Consider the following 26,082-nt stretch of genomic DNA (forward strand, 5'->3'; position numbering starts at 1 on the left):
ACCGTCGAAAAATCAGCCCGTGACGATGTTCACCAGCTTCGGCGCCCGCACGATCACCTTCCGCACCGCCGCGTCACCGATCGCCGCGACCACCGCCGCGTCGCCCATCGCCAGCGCCTCCAGCTCGGCGTCGCCGATCCCCGGGGCGACCTCCAGCCGCGCCTTCACCTTCCCCTTGATCTGCACCACGCAGGTCACCGACTCGTCCACGACGTACGCCGGGTCCGCCACCGGGAAGTCGGTGTGCGCCAGCGACCCGTCGTGCCCCAGCCGGCGCCACAGCTCCTCCGCGATGTGCGGCGCCAGCGGCGCGACCATCAGCACCAGCTGCTCGGCCACGACCCGCGGCGTGGAGCCGCGCTTGACCAGGTGGTTGTTCAGCTCGATCGCCTTGGCGACGGCCGTGTTGAACCGCAGCCCGGCCATGTCCCCGCGGATGCCGTCGATCGCCTTGTGCAGCGCCCGCAGCGTCGCGTCGTCCGGCGCGTCCTCGGTGACGACCAGCTCACCGGTGGTCTCCGAGACGATGTTGCGCCACAGCCGCTGCAGGAAGCGGTACGAGCCGATGACGGCCCGGGTGTCCCACGGGCGGGAGACGTCCAGCGGGCCCATGGACATCTCGTACAGGCGCAGCGTGTCGGCGCCGTACTCGTCGGAGATGTCGTCCGGGGCGACGGCGTTCTTCAGGGACTTGCCCATCTTGCCGGCCTCGCGCTTGACCGGCTCGCCCTCCCAGAAGTACTGCCCGTCGCGCTCCTCGATCTCGGCGGCGGGCACCGGGAAGCCGCGCTCGTCGCGGTAGACGTCGGCGGTGATCATGCCCTGGTTGAACAGCTTGTGGAACGGCTCGACGGACGAGACGTGGCCCAGGTCGTGCAGCACCTTGTGCCAGAAGCGCGCGTACAGCAGGTGCAGCACGGCGTGCTCGGCGCCGCCGACGTACAGGTCGGCGCCGCCGGCGGGCTTGGCGGCCGTCGGGCCCAGCCAGTAGCCCTCGTTGGCCGGGTCGACGACCTCGGCGGAGTTCGTCGGGTCGACGTAGCGCAGGTCGTACCAGCAGGAACCGGCCCAGTTGGGCATGGTGTTGGTCTCGCGGCGGTACTTCTTCACCCCGTCGCCCAGGTCCAGCTCGACGTGCACCCACTGCGCGTTGCGCGACAGCGGCGTCTCCGGAGAGGAGGCGGAGTCGTACGCGTCGTAGGTGCGCGGCGAGTAGTCGTCGACCTCGGGCACCTCGACGGGCAGCATCGACTCGGGCAGCGCGTGCATCACGCCGTCCTCGTCGTAGACGATCGGGAAGGGCTCGCCCCAGTACCGCTGACGGCTGAACAGCCAGTCGCGCAGACGGTAGTTGACGGTCCCCTCGCCGATGCCGCGCTCGGCCAGCCAGGCGGTCGCGGCGGCCTTGGCGTCGACGACGCTCAGCCCGTCCAGCGACAGGCCCTCGCGCGAGGATCCGACGATCACCGACTCGTACGTGTCGAACGCGTCGTCCCACTCCGCCGGATCGGTGCCCCGGCCGTCGGTCGGGGCGACGACGCAGCGCATCGGCAGCGCGAAGGCGCGGGCGAACGCGAAGTCGCGGTGGTCGTGGGCGGGGACGGCCATGATGGCGCCGGTGCCGTAGCCCATCAGCACGTAGTCGGCGATGAACACCGGGACGGACTCGCCGCTGACCGGATTCACGGCGTACGCGCCGGTGAAGACACCGGTCTTGACCTTGGCCTCGACCTGCCGCTCGACGTCCGACTTGGCGGCGGCCGCGGCCCGGTAGGCGGCGACGGCCTCGGCGGGGGTGGCCGCGCCGCCGGTCCACTCGGCGGGCACGCCCTCGGGCCAGGCGGCGGGGACGATGGAGTCGACCAGGCCGTGCTCGGGCGCCAGCACCATGTAGGTGGCGCCGAACAGGGTGTCCGGACGCGTCGTGAAGACCGTGATGGCCTCACCGTCGACGGCGAAGTCCACGCGGGCACCCTCGGAGCGCCCGATCCAGTTGCGCTGCTGCAGCTTGATGGCCTCGGGCCAGTCCAGCAGGTCCAGGTCGGCGATCAGCCGGTCCGAGTACGCGGTGATGCGCATCATCCACTGGCGCAGGTTGGACTTGAACACCGGGAAGTTGCCGCGCTCGGAGCGGCCGTCCGCGGTGACCTCCTCGTTGGCCAGCACGGTGCCCAGGCCGGGGCACCAGTTGACGGGCACCTCCTTGGCATACGCCAGCCGGTACTCGCCCAGCACCTCGTCGCGCTCGCCGGCCGACAGCGAGGCCCACGCACGACCGCCCGGCACCTCGCGCGTGCCCGCCTCGAACTCGGCGACCAGCTCGGCGATCGGACGGGCCTTGGCGGCCGCCCCGTCGTACCAGGAGTTGAAGATCTGCAGGAAGATCCACTGCGTCCAGCGGTAGTACTCCGGGTCGATCGTGGAGATCGAGCGGCGCGGGTCGTGGCCCAGGCCCAGGCGGCGCAGCTGGCGGCGCATGTTGGCGATGTTGGCCTCGGTGGAGACCCGCGGGTGGGTACCGGTCTGGACGGCGTACTGCTCGGCGGGCAGGCCGAAGGCGTCGTAGCCCAGGGTGTGCAGCACGTTGTGGCCGGTCATGCGCTGGTAGCGCGCATACACGTCGGTGGCGATGTAGCCCAGCGGGTGGCCGACGTGCAGGCCCGCACCCGAGGGGTACGGGAACATGTCCATGATGAAGCTGTGCGGCTTCGAGGCGACGTCACCGGCGGACGGGTCGGCCAGCTCGCCGACGGGGTTGGGGGCGTGGAAGGTGCCCTCCTTCTCCCAGATGTCCTGCCAGCGGGACTCGATCTCGGCCGCCAGCGCGGCGCTGTACCGGAACGGCTCGGTGGCGGCCTCGGCCGCGCCGGACGCAGGGGTCGTCTCGCTCATGGTCCTTCAAGCTCCATCGATGTCAGTTGGCGAACCGCGCGGCGCGGCCGTCCGAAGGCTCAGCCCGTGAAGAGGGCCGGGGGCGAAAGCAGGGGCGGAAAACAAAAAATCCCCTCGCAGGAGGGGATGCCACGCCGACTCCGGCACCGCCCGTGGGCTCAGCCGGTCCTGGTCAGCGCGGCCGGCTAAGGAGCAGGCGCACGGTTCGCATGGGCTCAGGGTACCGCAAGCCCGTCAACCCCCTCCCGGGCATTCCGCGAGCGGTCACACCCCGGCCGCCCCGGGCGGTCACACCCAGCCGCCCCGGACGGTCACACCCGGCCGCCCCGAGCGTTATCACCCGGCCGCCCCGGGCGGTCTCACTCCACCGCCGCCCGCCCCGCCGCGTCGAAGTCCCGCAGCGCCCGCGCCAGCCGCTCCGACTGCATCCCCGCCGCCAGGGCCCGCGCCAGCTCCGCCGTCCGGGCCGCCTCCCGCCGGTCCCCCAGCCGCCGGTGGGCCTCGGCGAGGCGCACCATCAGCAGCGCCTTGCTGCGCGCCCGCCCCGCCCCGAGCCCGGCGACGGCCTCGGCGAGCAGCGCCTTGGCCATCCGGTGGCGCCCGAGCGCCAGGCGCCCCTCCCCGACCATGCCCGCGACGAGCGCCCGGGCCTCCTCGCTGCCGGGCACGCCGTCCAGTTCGGCGAAGGCCCGGGCGGCGGCGGCCTCGGCCTGCTCGGCGTCGCCCCGGCGCCCGTGGGCGCGGGAGATGCGGCCGAGCTGGCGGGCCCGCCCGACGGGGGTGAGCGCCCGGCCGTGCACGTCGAGGGCGCGGCTCAGCGCGGCGACGGCGTCCAGGCCGCGCCCGCCCGCGCCCTGGGTGGCGAGCACCACGAGCCCGCCGAGCACGGCGACCCCGAGCCGGACGTCCCCGCTGACGTGCGCGGCGCGCAGCGCGGCGACGAAGGCCCGCTGGGCGGCCGCGTCGTGGCCGAGGTCGTACGCGGCCCAGCCGGCCAGCCGGGCGAGCCTGCTGGCGGTGCCGTACAGGTCCCGGCCGAGCCGCTCCTCGTACGCGCCGAGCTCCAACAGCTTGGCCAGCATGGCGAGTTCGGCCCGGGCGGGGCCGAGGACGAGGCCCCCGCCGCAGGAGCGCTCGAGCCGCTGCTTGCTGCGGTAGGACAGGCCCAGGTCGCCGACCAGGGTGGGGTCGACGCGCAGCGCCCCCTCGCCGCCGCCGACGGGCGGGGGCGGGGTGGCCAGGCGGTCGGCGGCCACGTCGAGGTCGCCGCTGCGGAAGAGGTCGGTGAGCCGTACGGGCCCGGCGTCGGTGGCGGCCTCGCGCAGCGCGGTCTGCGCGGTGTCGGCCGTCCACGCGTCGGTGAGCAGCCCGGGCGAGAGGATCTTGGCGCCGCGGTGGCCGCCCATCCGGCCCCACAGCTGCTCGTAGGTGACGGCGATGCCCAGGGTGCGGCTGAGCACCTCGCAGACGGTCTGGTCGTGCGGGCTGCGCGGCACCATGCCCCGGTCGCGCCACTTGTACGGGGCGGTGGAGCTGATCGCCAGGCCCGGCGGCAGGGCGAGGCTCACCTCGCGGGCCAGGCGTTCCGGGCTCCAGCCGAGCTGGTGCAGTATCCGGGCCAGCTCCTCGTTCCGCCTTCGCTGCAGATCCGCCATGGAACGACGGTAGCGGGATTCGGGGCCCCACCGCCGATGGCATGGACACAACGGCGAAGAGCCGCCCCCCGACTGGGAGGCGGCTCTTCAACCACTGTGGAGCTATGGGGAATTGAACCCCAGACCTCTTGCATGCCATGCAAGCGCTCTACCAACTGAGCTATAGCCCCTCGACCTGCGACGTCACCGGGTTCCTCGGCCGTTCCCGTCCGTTTCCCTCGGCGACATCGACTACTTTACACGGTCCGGGGCGTGCTCCTGAAATCCGTTTCCTGAGGCCAGACTGCCTGAGACCAGGCCGCCCGAGGCCCGGCCACCCGAGGCCCGGCCACCCGAGGCCCGGCTGCCCGAGGGCACCTCACCCAGTCGCCGCACCCGCCCGCCGGCTCCGCGCCGCGAAGACCACCCCGGCGAACACCACCACCAGGTTCACCCCCAGCGTGACCAGCAGCGCGTGCCCCGAGTCGGCCGCCGGCGCCGGCAGGTCCACCTGCCCGAGGAACACCGACCCCAGCGCCGCGACCCCGACCACCTGCCCGAGCTGGAGCACCGTCACCGTCACCCCGCTCGCGTCCGCCGCGTCCTCCGGCGCCACCCGCGCCAGCGCCCGGGCGAACAGCGGCGCGTACGCGCAGCCCGCGACGAGGCCGAGCAGGCCCGTCTCCAGCAGCACCACCGCCCCGATCCCGGCGCCGCCCCCGAGCAGCACCCCCAGCAGCAGGTACCCGCCCCCGAGCAGCACCCCGGCGAGCGTCGGCAGCACCCCGTGCAACCGCGCCGGCAGCTTCTGCCAGTACAGGCTGGTCACCCCGAAGCCGATCGCGACGGGGGCCGAGCAGAGCCCCGCCTTCAGCGCGCCGTGGCCCAGCGACGCCTGCTGGTGCAGGGCGAAGGTGAACATGAAGCCCGCGTAGGCCGCCATGATCGTGAACAGCCCCGCCACCGACGGCCGCAGCCCGGGGGCCTTCAGCACCCGCCCGGAGATCAGCGGCTGCCCGCCGGCGCGGGCGATCCGGCGCTCGATCACCGTGAACAGGCCGAACAGCAGCACGCTGCCCGCGAGCATCGCCCAGCCCCAGACCGGCCAGCCCAGCTCGTGGCCGAGCACCAGCGGCACCACCAGCAGGCCCAGGGCCGCCGCCAGCGTCACCAGGCCGGGGAGGTCGAAGCCGCGCGAGGCGTCCCCGGGCAGCCGCGGCAGCAGCCGCACCCCGGCCGCCATCAGCAGCAGCCCGATCGGCACGTTGACCAGGAACACCGGCCGCCACCCGGAGCCGAACAGGTCGGCGCCGACCAGCAGCCCTCCGGCGATCTGCCCGAACGCGACCCCGGCGGCCGTCACCCCCGAGAACAGCCCGATCGCCCGGGCCCGCGCGGCCCCCGTGAAGGTGCGCTGCAGCAGGCTCATCACCTGCGGCACCATCACCGCCGCCCCCGCGCCCTGCATCAGCCGGAAGGCGATCAGCCAGCCGGTGCCCGGGGCGAGGCCGCAGGCCAGTGAGGTGACGGTGAAGCCCGCCAGGCCCGCCTGGAACAGCCGGCCGTACCCGAAGCGGGCGCCGAGCCGGGCGCCGGTGATGAGCAGCACCGCGTAGGCGATGGAGTACCCGGCGATCACGAGTTGCAGGGCGGCGCCGGAGGCGCCCAGGTCGGTGCGGATGGTGGGCACCGCGACGTTGACGATGGAGCCGTCGAGCACGGCCATGAACTGCCCGCACAGGACGAGCGCGAGGAGCGGCCCGGGCCGCGCAACCGTGCCCGCTGCCGTGCCGGTGGCCGCGCCGGGCCGGGTCTGGAGGTGGGTCATGACGATCAGCCTGCGGGCGCGCCGGTACCAGTGGTTAGAGCCTGCCGATCCTGGTACCGCCAGCACCTGTATCGCCGGCGCGCCCTGCGGCACGATGGACGCCATGACCGTGCTGGAGGAACCGCCCACCGCGTCGGCCGGCCGCGGACACCGCCGTACCGAACTGGCCCGCTTCCTGAAGGCCTGCCGGGCGCGGGTCACCCCCGAGGACGTCGGCCTGCCGCCCGGGCTGCGCCGCCGCACCCCGGGGCTGCGCCGCGAGGAGGTCGCCCAGCTCGCCGGGGTCGGGGTGACCTGGTACACGTGGCTGGAGCAGGGCCGCCCGATCAACGCCAGCGAGCAGGTGCTGCTGGCGGTGGCCCGGGCGCTGCGGCTGGACGGCACCGAGAGCCGGTACCTGTTCCGGCTGGCCGGGCTGGAGCCCTCCCCGCTCGCGCAGCCGGACGCGCCGGAGCTGAGCCCCTCGATCCAGGTGATCCTCGACTCGCTCGCCCCGCTTCCGGCGGCGATCTCCAACACCCGCTTCGACGTGCTGAGTTTCAACCGGCCGTACCGCTCGCTGTTCGGCACCGAGCGGATGCGCCCGGACGGCGGGGTGTTCTTCAACAGCCTCTGGTGCATGCTGACCGCGCCCCTGTGCTGCAACCCGTGCGAGAACCCGGAGGAGACGCTGCCGCGGATGGTGGCGGTGCTGCGCTCGGCGTACGGCAAGCACGTCGGTGAGCCGGTCTGGGAGGAGCACGTACGGCGGCTGTCGGCCCGCAGCGAGGTGTTCCGGGAGCTGTGGGCCCGCCAGGAGGTGGCGCCGCCGCACACCCTGCGGCGGGTGTTCCGCCACCCGGCGCTCGGGGTGATGCGGCTGAACGCGACGTATCTGACGGTGCCGGGCGTCCCGGAGTGCTACATCGTCGTGTACGTCCCGGAGACCCCGGACGACCGGGAGCTGGTCGAGCGGCTCAACTCCCTGACGCCGGGCGGCTGGACGCACACCTGCGACCTGTGAGGAACACGGCCGGAACGCCGAGAGGCCGCCACCCATCGGGTGACGGCCTCTCGAACCACTGTGGAGCTATGGGGAATTGAACCCCAGACCTCTTGCATGCCATGCAAGCGCTCTACCAACTGAGCTATAGCCCCGCGACACGGACGACCCTGGACCTACCGGTTTCCACGACCGCCGATGCGGAGTGGAGCTATGGGGAATTGAACCCCAGACCTCTTGCATGCCATGCAAGCGCTCTACCAACTGAGCTATAGCCCCGCACGCCACCGGATCTTCCGCTTCCCTCCCGGGCCGCGTTCCTTCCGTGCGAACGAGGAAGACTCTAGCCGGTCAGGCCCGGAACTGCGAAATCCGATCCTCGTCGGCTCCTGGAAGGGCCCCCGACCCCGGCCGTACCGCCGGGGCCGCCGGGGCCCTCAGGTGTCGTCGCCGATGACCGGCTGCGGCAGCGTGCCCGCGTTGTGCTCCAGCAGCCGCCAGCCGCGCGCGCCCCGGCCGAGCACCGACCAGCAGCAGTTCGACAGCCCGCCGAAGCACTCCCACAGGGCCGGCTCCAGGCCCAGCATCCGCCCGAGCATGGTGCGGATCGTCCCGCCGTGGCTGACCACGACCAGCGTGCCGTTCTCGGGCAGCTTCTCGACGGCCTCCAGCACCACGGGCACCGACCGGTCCGCGACCTCGTCGGCCAGCTCGCCGCCGCCGCGCCGCACCGGCTCGCCGGCCGCCCAGGCCGCGTACTCCTCGGGGTGACGCTCACGGATCTCGGCGTTGGTCAGGCCCTGCCAGGAGCCCGCGTACGTCTCCCGCAGGCCCTCGTGGTGCTGCACGTCCAGCCCGGTGACCCTGGCCAGCTCCTCGGCGGTGCGCCGGGCCCGGATCAGGTCGGAGGAGACCAGCAGGTCGGGGCGCAGCCCGGACAGCAGCCGGGCGGAGCGCCGGGCCTGTTCGAGGCCCTGCTCGGTCAGGTCGATGTCCGTCGTGCCCTGGAACCGCGATTCGAGGTTCCAGGACGTCTGGCCGTGCCGCCAGAAGACGATGCGCGGTCCCCGCGCGGTCCCGCTCAGTGCAGTTCCTCGGGCTTGCCGAAGTCGTCGGCCGGGGCGACGGCGTTGCCGGCCTCGTCGGTGTGGGCGTCGGGGCGGTTGCGCGACTCGACGGCGTCGGCCGGGAGCGGCAGCTCGGGGCAGTCCTTCCAGAGCCGGTCGAGGGAGTAGAAGGAGCGCTCCTCGGAGTGCTGGACGTGCACGACGATGTCCAGGTAGTCGAGGAGGACCCAGCGGCCCTCGCGCTCGCCCTCGCGACGCACCGGCTTGATGTCGAGCTGCTCGCGCAGCTGGTCCTCGATCTCCTCGGCGATGGCGCGGACCTGGCGGTCGTTGTTCGCGGAGGCGATCAGGAAGGCGTCGGTGATCGACAGCACCTCGCTGACGTCGAACGCGATGATGTTGTGCGCGAGCTTGTCGGCCGCCGCCTGCGCGGCGACGTTGATGAGCTGCTGGCTGTGGTCGGTAACGGTCACGGTGTTCTTCCGGCTCGGCGGCATGGGGGGCGGCCCCGGCACGCGGCCGGGGATCGCCTTCCAGGATCTCACGCCGCCCGGGCGCCCCCGGAACGCCTTTTTCCGTCGGCGATCGAGGGGCCCGGGGGCGCCCGGGCGGCGATCAGCCCTTCGGCACCTGGTAGTCCTTGCCGAGCACGACCACCAGGTCCGCGTTCTGGGCGTCGCCGGTCTTCTTCGCCGCCGTCTCCGGCAGCCCGAGGCTGATCGCCAGCGACTTCGCCGCCGCCTGGCGGGCGTCGTCGGTGTAGCGGATCTCACTGGCGGCCTGCGGCGCCGTCTTGGCGCCTCCGGGCACGAAGGTCAGGCCCGCGTTGGTGACCTGCACCTGCGCTGCGGCGGCCGCCTGGTCGTTGCCGGTGGCGTCCTGGATGGAGACCCGGGCCGGGGCGTCGCCCGAGGCGGCCGACTTCACGGTGCCGCCGAGCACGTCCTTGACCTGCTTGCCGGCGGTGGCCTCGTCCAGCCCGCCGTCCGGCCTGACGGTCAGCGTGGCGGTGGACAGGTGCCCGTCCTTGGCCTGCTGGGCGAGCTGGGCGAGCACCCCGGCCAGGGCGTCCTCGGGCAGCGAGGGGTCGAGCACCGCGTTCATCCGGTGCACGTCGTCCTTGGCGTCGGGGAACGCGGTCGGCATGGTCCGCACCACCGCGTCCAGCACCTGCCCGAACCGGGCCAGCTGGGCGTCGCGGTTCTCGCCGGGCGCCTGGAGGGTGGCGTACGCGACGGCCGCCTTGCCGCCGAGCAGGGTGTTCTTGCCCGCCGGGGAGAGCTGCTTGCCGGCGGCGTCCTTGGTCTCGGCGTTGGTGTCCACGCGCACGCCGCCGAGCTGGGCGACCAGCAGTTCCAGGTACGGGGTGTCCAGGCGCCAGGTGCCGGCGACGGGCGCGCCGAGCACGGTGGCCAGGCCGTCCCGGGCCCCCGAGGCGCCGATGCTGTCCATCGCCTGGCCGACGGTGGTCACCGGCGGGTCGCCGGGGCCGGGCAGGCGCAGGGTGTCGGGCAGCAGCAGGACGGTGCCCTTCTTGCCCCCGGCGTCGTTGACCAGCAGCGCGCTGGAGACCTTGCCCTGCAGGTCGCGCAGGTGCACCACGTTGACCGACCGCCCGCCGGCCGCGGCGGCCGCGGTGGGCTGGTCGGAGGAGAGCCACAGGTAGCCGCCGGTGCCGCCCGCGGCGAGCGCCACGACCACGGCCAGGCCGATCAGCCGGTTGCGCAGCTTGCGGCGCCGCTCGGCGCGCACCTCGCCGCGGGACTCGGTGAACTTCAGCCAGTCGATGACGTCCTCGGACTCCTCCGCCTCCTCCTCGGCGAAGGAGAACTCGCCCGTGGCGTAGGCGTCCTTGGGCGCCTTGGCGCCCTTGCCGCCGCGCGCCCCGGCGACCTGCTCGGAGGGCGGCGCCGCCTTGGCGGGCGCCGCCTCGGCCGGCTTGGGCGTGCGCGCCCGCGGCAGCACGACGGGCGGCGCCGCGACCGGCTCGGGCTCCGCGACGACGGCGGGCTCCGCAGGCACGGCCGGCTCGCCCTGGTACGCCTGCGGGGCCTGCTGGTACCCGTCGTAGCCGTACCCCGCGCCGCCCTGGTCCTGGCCCTGCTCCTGATAGGCGTAGCCGCCCTGCTGGTACGCCTGCACGGGCTGCCCGTACTGGTCGTACTGGTCGTACTGCTGCTGCCCGTACACCGGCTGGCCGTACTGGTCGTGCTGCTGCGGGTACTGCTGCTGCTCGTACTGCTGCGGGAACTGCCCGGTCTGCTGGCCCTGCTGCTGCCCGTACCCGCCGCCGTACGAGCCCTGCCCGTAGACCGGCTGCCCGTACTGGTCGTACTGCTCGTGCTGGTCATACTGCTCGTAGGGCTGCTGCCCGTACGGCTGCTGCGCATGCTGCGCGTCCTGCGGGTTCTGCGGGGCCTGCGGGGCCTGCGGGTTCTGCCCCTGCTCGTACCCCTGGCCCTGGTACGCCTGCGGGTACTGCCCGGTCGACCAGTCCTCCGGCCGCTGTCCGCCGCGCTCACTCATGCAACCGCTCCTGGCTCAGGTCCCGTGCGGCGCGTACAGCGCCCGCTTGTCGATGTAGCGGACCACGCCGTCCGGGACGAGGTACCAGACCGGCTCGCCCTTGGCGACCCGGTTGCGGCAGTCCGTGGAGGAGATGGCCAGCGCCGGGACCTCCACCAGGGAGACCCCGCCCACCGGAAGCCCGGCGTCCGAGAGAGTGTGCCCCGGCCGGGTGCATCCGATGAAGTGGGCCAGCGAGAAGAGTTCGTCGGAGTCGTGCCAGGTGAGGATCTGGGCGAGCGCGTCGGCGCCGGTGATGAAGAAGAGGTCGGCGTCCGGGTGCATGGCGTGCAGGTCGCGCAGGGTGTCGACGGTGTACGTCGGGCCCTCGCGGTCGATGTCGATCCGGCTGACCGAGAACTGCGGGTTCTCCGCGGTGGCGATGACCGTCATCAGGTAGCGGTCCTCGGCCGGCGTCACGTGCCGGTCGGTCTTCTGCCACGGCTGTCCGGTGGGCACGAAGACCACCTCATCCAGGTGGAACGCGCTGGCGACCTCACTGGCGGCGACCAGGTGGCCGTGGTGGATGGGGTCGAAGGTGCCGCCCATCACGCCGAGGCGCTTCTTCACCGGTTCCGGTCCGCCGGGATTCCCGGCCTGCTCTCCCATGGCGCCTCACCTTACGCGACGCGCGTCACCGCCCGGGAACGGTCCCCGGGCGGTGCCCCGGTCCGGCTCAGCGGTCGCGGTTGAAGCGGGTGACGATGAAGAGCAGGAGCATCAGGATGAACAGCGCGGCGCCGCCCGTCAGAGCCGGGTTCAGGCTGTCGTGGTTGCCCCCCTCACCCTCGGCGAGCAGGTTCAGGACGGGGAGTGCGGCAGTGGTCATGGTCGTCTGGACCTTCTCGGCTCGGTGAACGGACCTGGGGTGGTTCCGGGCCGGTGAGGGCCCACCCGTCATCGTACGGGGGCTCACGCGCCAAGCGCTCGGCGGCCCACCGCCGCTGACCGGGCGTGAGCCTGCCGCCCTGCGACGGCGGCTAGTTGCCGCGGAAGGCGCGGGCCATGATCCACACCAGCAGGCCGATGCCCACGAAGGAGGCGATCACGATGACCCGCAGGAAGATGCCCGGGCCGGGCTCGTCGGAGATGGGTGCGGCCAGGCTGACAAGGTCGGCGGTGGACATCTGCGGGCTCCTCGAACTGCTCGGTACCGCGGCCGGGTCCGGTCTCGGTTCTCCAGGGCAATCAGGGTAAACCGCCCTCACACCGCCGCCGCCCACCGGCCCCCGCACCGCGCGTACATTGACTCCCGGGGACGAGTACGCAACCACGCGCGTTGCACAAGCAGTCGTAACAGGCGAAGACCAGCGGGGGCCGGCCGTGGAGCCGGGGCCGCCGTCGACCAGGAGGTACTCAGACCATGACCGACCCGACCGAGAAGACCCCGAGCCGCCGGCGCCAGCGCTTCCCCGAGATCTCCACCCGGGCCTGGGAGCACCCCGCCGACCGCTCGGCACTGGTCGCCCTGCGCAAGCTGACCGGCTTCGACGACATCCTCAAGAAGCTCGCCGGCCTGGTCTCCGAGCGTGCGATCCGGTTGATGTTCCTGGCCACCGCGGTCAAGGTCTCCGAGCGGCAGTTCCCCGAGCTGCACGACATGGTCCGCGACGCCGCGTACGTCCTCGACCTGGAGCAGGTCCCCGACCTGTACGTCTCCCAGGACCCGACCGTCAACGCCTTCACCATCGGCATCGACACCCCGATCATCGTCGTCACCAGCGGCCTGGTCGAGCTGCTCGACGAGGAGGAGCTGCGCTCGGTCATCGGCCACGAGGTCGGCCACGCGATGTCCGGCCACGCCGTCTACCGGACGATGCTGCTGATCCTCACCAACATCGCCACCCGGATCGCCTGGGTGCCGCTCGGCAACCTGGCCATCATGGCGATCGTCACCGCCCTCAAGGAGTGGTTCCGCAAGGCCGAGCTGTCCAGCGACCGGGCGGGCCTGCTCGCCGGGCAGGACCTCCAGGCGTCCATGCGGGCCCTGATGAAGCTCGCCGGCGGCCACAACCTGGCCCAGATGAACGTCGACGCCTTCCTGGAGCAGGCCGAGGAGTACGAGAAGGCCGGGGACCTGCGCGACGGTGTCCTCAAGCTGCTCCAACTGCTGCCCCAGACACACCCGTTCGCGGTCGTTCGGGTCGCCCAGCTGAAGAAGTGGGCGGAGAGCGACGAGTACCGCTCGATCCTGGCCGGCGCCTACCCGCGCCGCACGGACGACCCGGATGCCTCGGTCACCGAGCAGTGGAAGGCCGCCGCCGACCACTACACGACCTCGGTGAAGGAGAGCAAGGACCCGCTGATGGGCCTGCTGCGGGACGTCGCCGGCGGCGCCGCGACCGTCGGCGGCAAGCTGCGCGACACCTTCACGGGCGGGCCCCGCAACGGCTCCTCCGACGCTGGCGGCCGCGAGAACCGCGACAGCTGACGTTCCTCACGGCGAACGGCCGGTGCCCCCACGGAAGGGGGGCACCGGCCGTCGCCGTGCGCGGGCTCAGCCCCCCGCCAGCACCCCGCAGACCTGCCAGGCCGGACGCCCGTGGTCGCCCGGGTCCGCCGCCGTCGGCGGCTCGGCCGCCGCGCCCTGCGGCCCGGCGGCCAGCACCGGCTGCAGGTAGCCCGCCGAGGAGGCGGCGCAGGACTGCGGCCCGGCCTGGAGCACCGAGTCCACCAGCCGCAGCTGCCCCGCCGCGAGGTCGACCCGGTCGAACCGGAAGGTCAGCTCCCGGCGCACCGTCTCCAGGGTGACGGGCGCCCCGGCCGCCCCGCCCGCCGGCTTCAGCGCGTAGACGAAGGTGTGGTCGGTGGTGATCTCCAGCGTCCCGGCGTCCGACTCGTCGACCCGCATCGCCCCGGCCACCCGCACCGAGTCGGTGGCCAGCGCCACCTTCGCCGGGTCGAAGCGCACCATCCAGCCGGTGAGCGCGTGGTGGCGGTCGTCCACCGGCTGCGCCGTGCTCGCGTCGAACTGCGCCTGCTCACCGGGCGTGACGAAGGGCCGCACCTGCGCCGTGGAGCCCTGGTCCAGCACGACGGGCGCCAGCGAGGAGGCCGCCAGGTAGTGCTGGACGGTGTCCAGCGCCTTGGCCACCTCCACCCGGCTGAAGTGCCCGGTGGACGTCGCCCCCGGGGTGTTCAGCCCGATCGTCCCGTCCCCGTACCCGGGCGGCAGCGCGGCGAACGGGTTCGCCGGGTCGGCCACCGGGTGGACGGCCGAGGCCGGGCTCAACGCCACCAGGCTGACGGTCAGTTGGTCGCCCTCCGGCCGCGCCGGGACGCCCCTGGGCGAGCTGACGCCGAAGTACACCGCGGCCCCGAAGGCCAGCAGGATGAGCAGCAGCAGGGCCAGCGCCTGCCGGGGCACGCTGCCCAGCGGCCCGAGCCGCACCCGGGGCCGGGTCGCCCGGCCGAAGGCGCCGGACAGCCGCTCCCGGGCCGACAGCTCCTGGATCCGGGCAGCCCGGACGAACGATTCGTCGAAGACGACGGACCGGTACTCGTCCTCGTTCCCGGAACCGCCCTCGGGCGCACCCTCGGGAGGCTCTCGCGGCGGGTCACCCATACCACCAGGGTAGGCGCCCACCGGCGCCTCCACGAGGGCCTCCGCACGGATTGCCGGTGGCCCTGCGTGACCACCCGCCCGGGGCGCGCGCCCCTAGGGAGCAGCAGGGCCCGTCGCCACCAGCGAGGGCTCGGCCGGCACCGGCGTCGGGTCCACCCCGGCGCTGCTGCTGCCCGAGTCCGGGCGCCGCGGCGCACCGGAGGGGCCGCCCACGCCCTGGTAGACCGCGGCGACGGCCACCGCCACCAGGCTCACGCCCATGATCACGGCCAGCACCCAGGCCACCGGCCGGTGCCACCGCTGCTGGGCGACGTACCGGCGCCGGGCGAGGTCCGGGTCGTACCCGCGCCGGCCCCAGCGCCGGGCCCGCCCGCCGGAGCGGCCGGAGGCCGACCAGGGGTCGGGACAGTAGTGGTCGTCGTCGAGCCCGCTCGGGTGCGGGCGCAGCTCCAGCGGCAGCCCGTCGCCCACCGGGGCGTCATAGCTCCAGCCCGGGCCCGCGGTGTCCGGCTCGAACCTGGCCTCGGCGGCGGCGAGCTGCCGCTCCTTGGCCGTCGGCTCGTGCACGGCGGCGGACCGGACGAAGGTCTCATCGAAGACCACGGTGGCGAACTCGTCGTCCGCACCACCGTGGTCGGCGCCGTCGGGGTACGGCAAGCCCCCCAAGTCCTCAGCCACGGATTCAGCGTATTACCGGCCGGGCGATTTGTCTGTGGCTCATCGCAGTTGGTCCGTCACCAGGGTGACGGAAGCCCTTTCACCGCGACGGTCCGGCCCCGCCCACGGTCTGCGTCGCCTCGCCGCGCACGTGCCCGTCACCAGTGACGACGTACTTGGTGCTGGTCAGCTCCGGCAGGCCCATCGGGCCCCGGGAGTGCAGCTTCTGGGTGGAGATGCCGATCTCCGCGCCGAAGCCGAACTCACCGCCGTCGGTGAACCGGGTGGAGGCGTTGACGGCCACCGTGGCGGCGTCGACCAGCTGGGTGAAGCGCCGGGCGGCGCCCTGCGAGGTGGTCACGATCGCCTCGGTGTGGCCGGAGGACCAGCGGCGGATGTGCGCCACGGCCGCGTCCAGCGAGGGCACCACGGCGGCGGCGATGTCGTACGAGAGGTACTCGGCGCCCCAGTCCTCGTCCGTGGCCGGCACCACCGTGGCGGCGGAGCCCTCGGCGGCCTTCAGCACCGCCTCGTCGCCGTGCACCGTCACCCCGGCCTCGGCCAGGGCGGCGAGGGCGAGCGGCAGGAAGGCGTCCGCGACGTCCTGGTGCACCAGCAGCGTCTCGGCCGCGTTGCAGACGCTGACGCGCTGCGCCTTGGAGTTCAGCAGGATGCCGACCGCCATCGCGAGGTCCGTCTCGGCGTCCACGTAGACGTGGCAGTTGCCGGTCCCGGTCTCGATCACCGGCACGGTGGAGCCCTCGACGACCGTACGGATCAGCGAGGCGCCGCCGCGCGGGATCAGCACGTCGACCAGGCCGCGGGCGCGCATCAGCTCCTGGACGGACTCCCGGCTCTCCCCCGGCACCAGCTGGACGGCGTCGGCGGGCAGCCCGGCGGCGGCCACCGCGTCCCGCAGCACCGCGACCAGCGCCGTGTTGGAGCGGTAGGCGGAGGCGGAGCCGCGCAGCAGCACCGCGTTGCCGGACTTGAGGCAGAGCGCGGCGGCGTCCACCGTGACGTTCGGCCGGGCCTCGTAGATGATGCCGACCACGCCGAGCGGCACCCGCACCTGGCGCACGTCCAGGCCGTTGGGCAGGGTGTAGCCGCGCACCACCTCGCCGACCGGGTCGGGCAGACCTGCCACGTCGCGCACGTCGGAGGCGATCGCCGCGATCCGCTCCCCGGTGAGGGTGAGCCGGTCGATCACCGACTCGGCGGTGCCGGCCGCGCGGGCCCGCTCCACGTCCTCGGCGTTGGCCGCGACGATCTCGCCCGTGCGGGCCTCCAGGGCGTCCGCGACCGCCAGCAGCGCGGCGTCCTTGGCCCGGCGCGGCAGTGGCGCGAGGGCGGCGGACGCCTCCCTGGCGCGGCGCGCGGCGGCGAGGACGGGGCTGTCGGCGGAGGCGGATTCGCTGATCATGCCGCCAAGGGTAGCGACCGGCCCACCCCGCCGACGCCGCATTTCAGCCCACGAGACGGGCCCGCGCCGGTCGGTACGGGCCCGCGCCGGTCGGTGCCGGTGTACGCCCGTCAGTACGGGTGCACGCCCGTCAGTACGGGTGCACGCCGCCCAGGTGCGGCGGCGGATCGCCGAAGCCCTCCGCCACCCGCTTGTGGTACGTCGCCCGGTCCACGACCTCCAGCCCGACGATCTCCCAGGGCGGCAGGCCCGCGGTGACCTTGTGCTCGCCCCACAGCCGCAGCGCGATCGCCGCCGCGTCGTGGAGGTCCCTGGCCTGCTCCCAGTAGCGGATCTCGGCGTGGTCGGCCGCGTACCGCGCCGTCAGGAAGAACGAGTGGTCGTGCGCCAGCCGCTCCAGCGAACTGCGCAGCGAGGTCAGCGGGGTGACCTGCCCGGCCACGCTCAGCACCACGTGCCACAGCCGCGCCTGCTCGGGCACGGTCGGCGGCCGGGTGGCGTCCTCGCGCTGCGGCCGCACCTCGCGCAGCCCCGCCGGGCCGTGCGTCGGCCGACCGGCCGGCTCGGCGGGCTCGTTCCCCCGCCCGCCGTCGATGCCGGTCAGCCGCCGGCCGGCCCGCCCTCCGGTCAGCGCTGCCTCGCGCCTGCTTTCCACCGGCGGCCTCCTGTTCGGCGATCTCGGCGATCTCGTGTCGTCCCCGCACCCGTCGGCCTGCCCCGGCCGACCCGCACGGCTGCGCCCCTCCTCGCCCGCGACCGGGCCGCTCCCGCACGGAGCGGACCGCCGGCCGTACTCCCGCCGATCGGCCGGGTGTCGGCCGGCTGGTCAGCCGCGCAGAACGACCAGGTCGTCGCGGTGGACGACCTCGCGCTCGTACGCGGCGCCGAACTCCTGGGCCAGGTCGTGGGTGGACCGGCCGAGCAGGCGGGGCAACTCCCTCGCATCAAAGTTGACCAGTCCGCGGGCGACGATGTGGCCGTTTTCCGCAAGAAGGTCCACGGGATCACCCGCGGTGAAGTCCCCGACCACCTTGACGACGCCGGCGGGCAGCAGGGAGGCGCCGCCGGAGACGACCGCCTCGACGGCGCCCGGGTCCAGGTGCAGGGCGCCGCGCGGGCTGCTCGCGTGGGCCAGCCAGAGCATCCGGTCGGAGCCGCGGCTGCCGGTGCGCAGGAACAGGGTGCCGGTGGGCCGGCCGGCGAGCGCGTCGGCGGCCTGGCTGGCGGCGGTGAGCACCACGGGGATGCCGGCGCCGGTGGCGATCCGGGCGGCCTCGACCTTGGTGACCATGCCGCCCGTGCCCACGCCCGCCTTGCCGGCGCTGCCGATGGAGATGCCGTCGAGGTCCTGGGGGCCGCGCACCTCGGCGATTCGGCTGGTGCCGGGGCGGGACGGGTCGCCGTCGTAGAGGCCGTCCACGTCGGAGAGCAGCACCAGCAGGTCGGCGCGCACGAGGTGGGCGACGAGCGCGGCGAGCCGGTCGTTGTCACCGAACTTGATTTCGGCGGTGGCGACGGTGTCGTTCTCGTTGACGACCGGCATGGCGCCCATCGCCAGCAGCTGGTCGAGGGTGCGGTAGGCGTTGCGGTAGTGGGCGCGCCGGCTGGCGTCCTCGGCGGTGAGCAGCACCTGGCCCACGCGCAGCCCGTAGCGGGCGAAGGAGGCGGTGTAGCGGGCGACGAGCAGGCCCTGGCCGACGCTGGCGGCGGCCTGCTGGCGGGCCAGGTCCTTGGGGCGCTTGTCCAGGCCGAGCGGGGCGAGCCCGGCGGCGATGGCGCCGGAGGAGACGAGGACGACCTCGGGGGCGTCCGGGCGGGTGCGCACCTTGGCGATCGCGTCGACCAGGGCGTCGACCCGGTCGGCGTCCAGGCCGCCGGCGGCCGTGGTGAGGGAGGAGGAACCGACCTTGACGACGATCCGCCGCGCGGTCAGCACCTCCTCGCGCAGTGCGTCCTCGCTCATCTCGCTGATCGCCCTTCCGGAGTGCGGGGTGCGGCCCGGGCCGCCGTCACCGCAATCTACGCGATCGGCGCAGGTCACCGGCGGGGAGTTTCACCGGCTGGAACGCGGGCGGCCCCCGGAAACCCTTCGGTCTCCGGGGGCCGCCCGTGCGCACGGGAGGGGGTCAGTCCTCGTCGCCGTCCTCGATGGCGGCCTGGCGGCTGCTGGAGAGCGCCTCGAAGGCGAGGTACTCGGCCTCGGCCGCGTCCCGCCCCTTCTGCTTCTCGCGGCGGCGGTCGACGGCCGGGCGCTGGGTCTCCATCCGGTGGTCCTCGCCACGGCGGCCGAGCATCTCGGCGCCGGCGGCCATGGTCGGCTCCCAGTCGAAGACCACGGCGTTGTCGTCGGGGCCGATGATGACGGTGTCGCCCTCCTTGGCCCCGACCTTCCAGAGCTTCTCCTCGACGCCGAGGCGGGCCAGGCGGTCGGCCAGGTAGCCCACGGCCTCGTCGTTGCTGAAGTCGGTCTGGCGGACCCAGCGCTCCGGCTTGCTGCCGCGGATGCGGTAGGCGCCGTCCTCCTCGGTGATGGTGAAGCCCTCGTCGTCGACGGCCTTGGGCCGCAGCACGATCCGGGTCGACTCCTCGACGGGCTTGGCGGCGCGCGCCTCGCCGACGATCTGCGCCAGGGCGAAGCTCAGCTCGCGCAGCCCCTTGCGGGAGGCGGCGGACACCTCGAACACCCGGTAGCCGCGCTCCTCCAGCGACTCGCGGGTGAGGTCAGCGATGTCCTGGCCGTCCGGCACGTCCACCTTGTTGAGCGCGACGAGCCGCGGGCGGTCGTCGAGGCCGCCGTACTCGGCGAGCTCGGCCTCGATGGTCTCCAGGTCGGTCAGCGGGTCGCGACCGGGCTCCAGGGTGGCGCAGTCCAGCACGTGCACCAGCACGGAACAGCGCTCGACGTGGCGCAGGAACTCCAGGCCCAGGCCACGGCCCTGGCTGGCGCCGGGGATCAGGCCGGGCACGTCGGCGACGGTGTAGACGGTGTCACCCGCGGTGACCACGCCGAGGTTGGGGATCAGCGTGGTGAACGGGTAGTCGGCGATCTTCGGCTTCGCGGCGGAGAGCACCGAGATCAGCGAGGACTTGCCGGCGCTCGGGTACCCGACCAGCGCGACGTCGGCGACGGACTTGAGCTCCATCACGATGTCGCGGAACTCGCCGGGCTCGCCGAGCAGGGCGAAGCCGGGGGCCTTGCGGCGGGCGGAGGCGAGCGCGGCGTTGCCGAGGCCCCCGCGGCCGCCCTGGGCGGCGACGAAGCTGGTGCCGTGGCCGACCAGGTCGGCCAGCACCTCGCCGTTGCGGTCCAGCACCACGGTGCCGTCCGGGACGAGCAGGACGAGGTCCTCGCCGTCCGCGCCGGTGCGGTGGCCGCCGGCGCCGGGCTTGCCGTTGGTGGCCTTGCGCTTGGGCGAGTGGTGGTACTCGAGCAGGGTGGTGATCTGCGCATCCACGGTGAGGATGACGCTGCCGCCCTCACCGCCGTTGCCGCCGTCGGGGCCTCCGAGCGGCTTGAACTTCTCCCGGTGCACGGAGGCGCAGCCGTGGCCCCCGTTACCCGCGGCGACGTGAAGTTCGACGCGGTCCACGAAGGTGGTCATGGGTGTGCCTCCAGTGCGGAAGTGGGTCTGCTTGCTTACTGCGTAAAGCGTGAAGGGTGGACCGGAACATTCCGGCCCACCCTTCACTGTGAGTCGTCACACGACCCGGGAGTCCGTGGGGACTCAGGCCTCGACGGCCACGATGTTGACGACCTTGCGGCCGCGACGGTTGCCGAACTGCACGGCACCGGCGGTCAGGGCGAACAGGGTGTCGTCGCCACCGCGGCCGACGTTGGCACCCGGGTGGAAGTGGGTGCCACGCTGGCGGACGATGATCTCGCCGGCGGAGACGACCTGGCCGCCGAAGCGCTTCACGCCGAGGCGCTGGGCGTTCGAGTCACGGCCGTTACGAGTAGAGCTTGCGCCCTTCTTGTGTGCCATTTTTCGCTATCCCCTTACTTGCTGACCGAGTCGATGCTCGTGATGCGCACCGCGGTGTGCTGCTGACGGTGACCCTGGCGACGGCGGTAGCCGGTCTTGTTCTTGTAACGCAGGATGACGATCTTGTCACCCTTGGTCTGGTCGACAACCTCGGCGTGAGCCTTCACGCCGGCCAGGACCCACGGGTCGGAGGTGACGGCGTCACCGTCGACCACCAGGATGGTCGAGAGCTCGACCGAGTCACCCGGCTTGGCCTCGACACGGTCGATCTCCAGCACGTCGCCGACGGCGACCTTGTGCTGGCGGCCGCCTGCGCGAACGATCGCGTACATGCGGTACCTACTTTCCCTACTCGGTCGGAACTCCCGACGCCAGCCACCTGGGTACGGACACAGGGGCCTCTCCCCGTCCCGCCGCGCGAACGCGGCTCTACGGGAAGGTGATCTGCTCGGGAGCACGGCGTAGAAACACGCCAAGGGTCAAGAATACGGACCGGCCCGCACGGGGGCAAACCGGCTCGTACGGCCCGGGGCGGGAGCAGCGCTCCCGCCCCGGGCCATGGGCACTACTCGGCCGCCGTATCACCTTCGGCGGCCGCGGCCTTCTTGGCCGCCGCGCTGGTCCGCTTGGTCGCGGTCTTGCGGGCGGTGGTCTTCTTGGCCGCCGTGGTGGTCTTCTTGGCGGCGGTCTTCTTCGCGGCGGTCTTGCGCGCGGCCCGCTTCTTCGGAGCCGGCGCCTCCTCGGCCGACGGCTCCTCGGTGGGCGCCTCCTCGACCGGCTCGGCGCTCTCCGCCACGGCCTCGGCCGCGGTCTCAGCCGCGGTCCCGGCGGGGGCCTCGGCCTCGGCGGGCGTCTCGACCGCGGCCTCGGCGGCGACCTCGACAGCCGTCTCGACGGCGGTCTCGACGGCGGTCTCGGCAGCCTGCAGGGCCGCCTCCAGCGCCGCGTCGGCCTTCGCCTGGAGCACCACGATCTCGGCGCCCTGCGGCGAGCCCGCCGGAGCCGTCGCCTTGCGCACCGCACGGCGGCGCGGACGGCCCGCCGGAGCAGCGGCCACCGGAGCCTCGACGACCACCGCCTCGGCAGCCTCCACGACCGGCTCCGCCTCGACGCCCGGGACCTCCAGGGCCAGCTGGCCCTCGATCTCCTCGCGCACCGGCTCGGCGGCCTCCTCGACGGCCTCGGCCCCGATCTCGACGAGCTCGAGCTCCTCGATCTCCTCGGCGGACTCCACCGACTCGACGGCCTGCGGCTCCTCCTGGCCCGCCCCGCCCTTGCCCCGGCGACGGCGCTTGCCGCCGCCCGAGCCCGCCTCGGCGGCCGGGGCCGCCGGAGCGTGGACGTGGGTGCCCGGCTGCTCCATGTGGACGATCACGCCGCGGCCGTTGCAGTGCACGCACGGCTCGGAGAAGGACTCCAGCAGGCCCTGGCCGACCCGCTTGCGGGTCATCTGGACCAGGCCCAGCGAGGTGACCTCCGCCACCTGGTGCTTGGTCCGGTCCCGGCCCAGGCACTCCAGCAGGCGGCGCAGCACCAGGTCCCGGTTGGACTCCAGCACCATGTCGATGAAGTCGATCACGATGATGCCTCCGAGGTCGCGCAGCCGCAGCTGGCGCACGATCTCCTCGGCCGCCTCGATGTTGTTGCGGGTGACCGTCTCCTCCAGGTTGCCGCCCTGGCCGACGAACTTGCCCGTGTTGACGTCGATGACGATCATCGCCTCGGTGCGGTCGATCACCAGCGAACCGCCGCTGGGCAGCCAGACCTTGCGGTCCAGCGCCTTCATCAGCTGCTCGTCGATCCGGTAGGTGGCGAACACGTCCACCTCGGAGGTCCACCGCTGGAGGCGCTCGGCGAGGTCCGGGGCCACGTTGGAGACGTACTCGTGGATGGTCGTCCACGCCTCGTCGCCGGAGACGATGACCTTGGTGAAGTCCTCGTTGAAGATGTCGCGCACGACGCGGACGGTCATGTCCGGCTCGCCGTACAGCAGCGCCGGGGCGTTGCCGGTCGCCGCCTTCTTGCGGATGTCCTCCCACTGCTGCTGCAGCCGCTGGACGTCGCGGGTCAGCTCCTCCTCGGAGGCGCCCTCGGCGGCGGTGCGCACGATCACGCCCGCGTCGTCCGGGACGATCTTCTTGAGGATCTGCTTGAGGCGGGCGCGCTCGTTCTCCGGCAGCTTGCGGGAGATGCCGGTCATCGAGCCCTCGGGCACGTACACCAGGTAGCGGCCGGGCAGCGAGATCTGGCTGGTCAGGCGGGCGCCCTTGTGGCCGATCGGGTCCTTGGAGACCTGCACCAGCACGGACTGGCCGGACTTGAGCACCGACTCGATCCGGCGCGGGCCGCCGTGGCCGCCCAGCGCGCCGAAGTTGACCTCACCGGCGTACAGCACCGCGTTGCGGCCCTTGCCGATGTCGACGAAGGCGGCCTCCATCGACGGCAGCACGTTCTGGACCTTGCCCAGGTAGACGTTGCCGACGTACGAGGTGGCCTGCTCCTTGTTGACGTAGTGCTCGACGAGCACGCCGTCCTCGAGGACGCCGATCTGGGTGCGGTTGCCGTTCTGGCGCACCACCATGACGCGCTCGACCGACTCGCGGCGGGCCAGGAACTCGGCCTCGGTGATGATCGGCACCCGGCGGCGGCCCAGCTCGCGGCCCTCTCGGCGGCGCTGCTTCTTGGCCTCCAGACGGGTCGAGCCCTTGATGGACTGCACCTCGTCCGGGTCGAAGGACGGCTCGGTGGAGCGGCGGCGCGGCTCGCGCACCTTCACCACCGTACGGACGCCGTCCTCGGTGGTCTCGGCGGTCTCCACGGCGCCGGACTCACCGCTGCGGCGGCGACGACGGCGACGACGGCGCGAGGAGGACAGGCCCGCGGCCAGGTCGTCGTCCTCGTCCTCCTCCTCGGCGTCCAGCTCCTCGGCGGCGACCGCGGCGGCCGGTGCGGGGGTCTCGGCGGCCTCGGCCTCGAACTCCTCGGCCTCACCGCGGCGGCGGCGACGGCCACCCCGGCGGCGGCGGCGCGACGGGCGGCCGTCCTCCCACTCGTCCTCGGTCTCGGGACCGGCGGCGGGGGCCTCCACGGCGGGCTGCTCGACGGCCACGGGAGCCACGGGAGTCACGGGAGCCGGCGCCTCGACACGGGCCTCGACCGGCGCCGGGGCCTCCACGGCGCGCTTCGCCGCGGCGGGCCGGCGGCGGTTCGGCTCCACCCGGGTGCGGACCCGGCGGCGGCGGCCGACACCGCTGTACTCGAACTCGTCCTCCTCGCGCTCGGCGGCCGGCTCGGCCCGCACCGCGACCGGGGCGGGCTCGGCCACGGACGCGGCGCTCGGCTGAGCGGGAGCCTGGGCCGGCGCGACGAAGGGCGCGGGCTCCTGGAAGACCGGTGCCTGGAACACGGCGGTGGCCGGGCGGACGGCGCGGCGGCGCGTGCGGTGGTGCGGCTCGGCCTCGACGACCGGCGGGGCCTCGGCGACGGGCGCCTCGACGGCCTCCTCCTCGACCTCCGGCTCCTCCGCCACGGGCTCCTCGGCCACGGGCTCCTCGACCGGCACGACGACCGGCGCGGCCTCGACCACGCGACGGCGGCGCGGGCGACGGGCGGCCGGAGCCTCCTCCGCCACCGGCTCGGCGGCGGCTGCCACGGGCGCGGGCGCCTCGACGGCCACCGGCTCCTCGACGGGCTGCGTCTCGGCCCGCTTGCGGGCGCGGCGCGCCCGGACGGGCTTCTCCGCCTTCTCCTCGGCGGCGGCGGCCTTCTCGGCCTCGGGGGCCTTCTCCTCGGCCGGCCCGGTCACCGCGATCGACGCGGCCTCCGGAGCCCCGGCGGGAGCCTCGGCCCGCTTACGGGTCCGGCGCGCCCGGACGGGCTTCTCCGCCTTCTCCTCGACGGCGGCGGCCTTCTCGGCCTTCTCAGTCTTCTCGGCCTGCGAGGCCTGCGAGGCCTTCTCAGCCGCAGGAGCCTTCTCCTCGGCCGGCGCCACCGTCTCGGCGATCACCGTCCCGGCCGTGTCGGCGCCCTGCGGCGCACCCGCCGGGCGGGACACCGCCCGGCGACGCCGGCGCGGCGGAGCGGCGGACGCGCCCTCGCCACCGGTCGCGGCGGTTTCGTTCTGTTCCGTGGCCGCAGCCTGCTGCGGATCGGTGTTATCGAGCATGCGGGTGGATCTCCCGTCAGGCCCCCGGGCTCCGCATCCGGACACGTCACGGCACCGGTGGGCGGCCGGCATCGCGGAGGATGCTCGGGCCGGACCCTTTCACGGTGCCGCCGCGCGGACGCGAAGCCGCACAGGGGCTCGTAGTCTCGCTCGGCGCCCCGCGCTCTGCGGGGTGTCGAAAGTCTTCTGGTCTGACCAGTCTTCTGTGGTTTTCGCAAGCTGCGCCGTCCCCCGGGCCCGGGTGGCTCCCGGACGGGGGTGGCCGGCCTGTGCTGCGACGACGCTCGCTCCCCTGGGGAGCCGCGGGAACCCTGGAGGACCCATCGGGCCCAGTGAGGCACTGGACCCGGCCTCCGCCCGCTAGGCGGACGCAGGTCACGCGCGACCCGGCGGCCTCTTACGAGCCGGCCGGGGCCGCGGCGCGGTCGAGCGCCAGCGGGTCGGTCACCGTGCCGGTCCCCTCGTCGAGCGGCCCCTGCGCCAGCCTGGTCACCTCTGCGGGGACCGGCGGCGCCAGGTCGGCCGTCGCACGGAGACCGGACAATACGTCGTCGGGTCGTACGGCGGGTGTGGCGTGTCGTACTACCAGGCGCAGTATCGCACAGGGACGGCCCGTCCGAACATCGTGCCCCGAACCGACCGCCGTGTCCGCACCGTCGCCGACCTGCGGCGGGGCGAGCTCCAGTGCCGCCACCGGACCGCGCGCGTCGAAGACCCGCACGCCGTTCTTGGTGAGGCGTTCGACCTCTACCCGTTCCTCGGCGAGGAACACCTCCACCGCGCGGGCCGCCTCGCCCTCCTCGACCCCGTCCAGCCGGACGAGCCATTCGGAGGCTTCCAGGCGCTCCACGAAGTTGGGCGTCCGCACCTCGACCGCGTCGATCACGTCCAGCCCAGGCGGCAGCGATCCGTCCAGCTGCGCCCGCAGCGCCTCCGGGTCCCGGTGCGCGGCCAGCCCGATCTCCAGGTACTCCGCCTCACTCGCCACCCCGGTGGGAGCGGCATTGGCGTACGAGACCTTCGGGTGCGGCGTGAACCCGGCCGAATAGGCCATCGGAACGGCGGACCGGCGCAGCGCGCGCTCGAACGCGCGCTGGAAGTCACGGTGGCTGGTGAAGCGGAGCCTGCCGCGCTTGGTGTAGCGGAGGCGAATCCGCTGCACCGTCGGCGCGGGCGGCGGACCGTCGGGCGTACGGCGTGCCAGAGTCGCTCAGTCCTTTGTCTTTCGATCCCCGTCCGGGCCACTGCACCGGACACCTGTCACCAGCAAGGGTACGCGCCCCACCCACCCCCACGTGACAGCCCCCGGTCCCGAGGACCG

General features: G+C 73.6%; 21 protein-coding genes and 3 tRNA genes. 2 read left to right on the top strand and 22 right to left on the bottom strand.

The window, feature by feature from the left end:
• Window positions 1-12: 12 nt before the first annotated feature.
• The 4 genes from leuS to ACIBCA_RS32070 form a co-directional block, all read right to left on the bottom strand.
• Window positions 13-2,892 carry a leucine--tRNA ligase gene (gene leuS / locus ACIBCA_RS32055; RefSeq protein WP_396286577.1) on the bottom strand — a complete coding sequence of 960 codons (2,880 nt, stop codon included), beginning with the start codon at window positions 2,890-2,892 and terminating at the stop codon, window positions 13-15.
• Window positions 2,893-3,251: 359 nt separating this feature from the next.
• A complete protein-coding gene (locus tag ACIBCA_RS32060) occupies window positions 3,252-4,547 on the bottom strand; it encodes a hypothetical protein (RefSeq protein ID WP_396286578.1) in 1,296 nt (431 codons plus the stop codon).
• Between the two features lie 97 nt (window positions 4,548-4,644).
• Window positions 4,645-4,717 (bottom strand) — tRNA-Ala (locus ACIBCA_RS32065).
• Between the two features lie 188 nt (window positions 4,718-4,905).
• Window positions 4,906-6,354: an MFS transporter gene (locus ACIBCA_RS32070; protein ID WP_396286579.1), complete on the bottom strand. Its 1,449-nt coding sequence runs from the start codon at window positions 6,352-6,354 to the stop codon at window positions 4,906-4,908.
• Window positions 6,355-6,457: 103 nt separating this feature from the next.
• Between ACIBCA_RS32070 and ACIBCA_RS32075 the strand changes: the two genes are divergently transcribed.
• On the top strand, window positions 6,458-7,357 hold the full coding sequence (locus ACIBCA_RS32075) for a helix-turn-helix transcriptional regulator (protein WP_396286580.1): 900 nt from the start codon (window positions 6,458-6,460) through the stop codon (window positions 7,355-7,357).
• 61 nt (window positions 7,358-7,418) lie between these two features.
• Here the strand turns inward: ACIBCA_RS32075 and ACIBCA_RS32080 are convergent.
• The 8 genes from ACIBCA_RS32080 to ACIBCA_RS32115 all read right to left on the bottom strand — a co-directional run bounded on the left by ACIBCA_RS32080 (window position 7,419) and on the right by ACIBCA_RS32115 (window position 12,095).
• Window positions 7,419-7,491: transfer RNA gene (locus tag ACIBCA_RS32080), tRNA-Ala, on the bottom strand.
• A 51-nt stretch (window positions 7,492-7,542) separates the two neighbouring features.
• Window positions 7,543-7,615, bottom strand: a tRNA-Ala gene (locus ACIBCA_RS32085).
• A 158-nt stretch (window positions 7,616-7,773) separates the two neighbouring features.
• Complete coding sequence (locus ACIBCA_RS32090; protein WP_396286650.1) at window positions 7,774-8,421, bottom strand: histidine phosphatase family protein; 648 nt, start codon at window positions 8,419-8,421, stop codon at window positions 7,774-7,776.
• Window positions 8,418-8,876 (bottom strand): ribosome silencing factor, encoded by a 459-nt coding sequence (rsfS, locus tag ACIBCA_RS32095; protein ID WP_396286581.1) that lies wholly within the window; start codon window positions 8,874-8,876, stop codon window positions 8,418-8,420. The genes ACIBCA_RS32090 and rsfS overlap by 4 nt, the downstream gene beginning before the upstream one ends.
• A 142-nt stretch (window positions 8,877-9,018) precedes the next feature.
• Window positions 9,019-10,929, bottom strand: a complete 1,911-nt coding sequence (locus tag ACIBCA_RS32100) for an LCP family protein (protein WP_396286583.1) — start codon at window positions 10,927-10,929, stop codon at window positions 9,019-9,021.
• Window positions 10,930-10,944: 15 nt separating this feature from the next.
• Complete coding sequence (nadD, locus tag ACIBCA_RS32105; protein WP_031076071.1) at window positions 10,945-11,577, bottom strand: nicotinate-nucleotide adenylyltransferase; 633 nt, start codon at window positions 11,575-11,577, stop codon at window positions 10,945-10,947.
• 67 nt (window positions 11,578-11,644) lie between these two features.
• Window positions 11,645-11,797, bottom strand: coding sequence for a hypothetical protein (locus ACIBCA_RS32110; RefSeq protein ID WP_396286584.1), 153 nt, complete (start codon window positions 11,795-11,797; stop codon window positions 11,645-11,647).
• A gap of 151 nt (window positions 11,798-11,948) precedes the next feature.
• Complete coding sequence (locus ACIBCA_RS32115; RefSeq protein ID WP_158845490.1) at window positions 11,949-12,095, bottom strand: hypothetical protein; 147 nt, start codon at window positions 12,093-12,095, stop codon at window positions 11,949-11,951.
• Window positions 12,096-12,331: 236 nt separating this feature from the next.
• Between ACIBCA_RS32115 and ACIBCA_RS32120 the strand changes: the two genes are divergently transcribed.
• A complete protein-coding gene (locus tag ACIBCA_RS32120; RefSeq protein WP_396286585.1) occupies window positions 12,332-13,399 on the top strand; it encodes a M48 family metallopeptidase in 1,068 nt (355 codons plus the stop codon).
• Between the two features lie 66 nt (window positions 13,400-13,465).
• Here ACIBCA_RS32120 and ACIBCA_RS32125 read toward each other — a convergent pair whose 3' ends face one another.
• The 10 genes from ACIBCA_RS32125 to ACIBCA_RS32170 form a co-directional block, all read right to left on the bottom strand.
• Window positions 13,466-14,533 carry a hypothetical protein gene (locus ACIBCA_RS32125; protein WP_396286586.1) on the bottom strand — a complete coding sequence of 356 codons (1,068 nt, stop codon included), beginning with the start codon at window positions 14,531-14,533 and terminating at the stop codon, window positions 13,466-13,468.
• Window positions 14,534-14,626: 93 nt separating this feature from the next.
• Window positions 14,627-15,211, bottom strand: a complete 585-nt coding sequence (locus tag ACIBCA_RS32130) for a hypothetical protein (RefSeq protein WP_396286587.1) — start codon at window positions 15,209-15,211, stop codon at window positions 14,627-14,629.
• A 79-nt stretch (window positions 15,212-15,290) separates the two neighbouring features.
• The gene (locus ACIBCA_RS32135; RefSeq protein WP_396286588.1) at window positions 15,291-16,613 is read right to left on the bottom strand and encodes a glutamate-5-semialdehyde dehydrogenase; all 1,323 of its coding nucleotides are present in this window, start codon (window positions 16,611-16,613) and stop codon (window positions 15,291-15,293) included.
• Between the two features lie 130 nt (window positions 16,614-16,743).
• Window positions 16,744-17,268: a hypothetical protein gene (locus ACIBCA_RS32140; RefSeq protein ID WP_396286589.1), complete on the bottom strand. Its 525-nt coding sequence runs from the start codon at window positions 17,266-17,268 to the stop codon at window positions 16,744-16,746.
• 171 nt (window positions 17,269-17,439) lie between these two features.
• Window positions 17,440-18,576 (bottom strand): glutamate 5-kinase, encoded by a 1,137-nt coding sequence (gene proB / locus ACIBCA_RS32145; protein WP_396286590.1) that lies wholly within the window; start codon window positions 18,574-18,576, stop codon window positions 17,440-17,442.
• Window positions 18,577-18,739: 163 nt separating this feature from the next.
• Window positions 18,740-20,215, bottom strand: a complete 1,476-nt coding sequence (gene obgE / locus ACIBCA_RS32150; RefSeq protein ID WP_396286591.1) for a GTPase ObgE — start codon at window positions 20,213-20,215, stop codon at window positions 18,740-18,742.
• Between the two features lie 123 nt (window positions 20,216-20,338).
• The gene (gene rpmA / locus ACIBCA_RS32155; protein WP_014135732.1) at window positions 20,339-20,596 is read right to left on the bottom strand and encodes a 50S ribosomal protein L27; all 258 of its coding nucleotides are present in this window, start codon (window positions 20,594-20,596) and stop codon (window positions 20,339-20,341) included.
• A gap of 14 nt (window positions 20,597-20,610) precedes the next feature.
• Entirely contained in the window at window positions 20,611-20,928 is a 318-nt protein-coding gene (rplU, locus tag ACIBCA_RS32160; RefSeq protein WP_396286592.1) for a 50S ribosomal protein L21, read from the bottom strand.
• A 233-nt stretch (window positions 20,929-21,161) separates the two neighbouring features.
• A complete protein-coding gene (locus ACIBCA_RS32165) occupies window positions 21,162-24,761 on the bottom strand; it encodes a ribonuclease E/G (RefSeq protein ID WP_396286593.1) in 3,600 nt (1,199 codons plus the stop codon).
• Between the two features lie 397 nt (window positions 24,762-25,158).
• Window positions 25,159-25,923 (bottom strand): TIGR03936 family radical SAM-associated protein, encoded by a 765-nt coding sequence (locus ACIBCA_RS32170; protein ID WP_396286594.1) that lies wholly within the window; start codon window positions 25,921-25,923, stop codon window positions 25,159-25,161.
• Between the last annotated feature and the right edge of the window lie 159 nt (window positions 25,924-26,082).

It is taken from the genome of Kitasatospora sp. NPDC051170, from assembly GCF_044455705.1.
In the GTDB taxonomy this organism is placed as follows: domain Bacteria; phylum Actinomycetota; class Actinomycetes; order Streptomycetales; family Streptomycetaceae; genus Kitasatospora.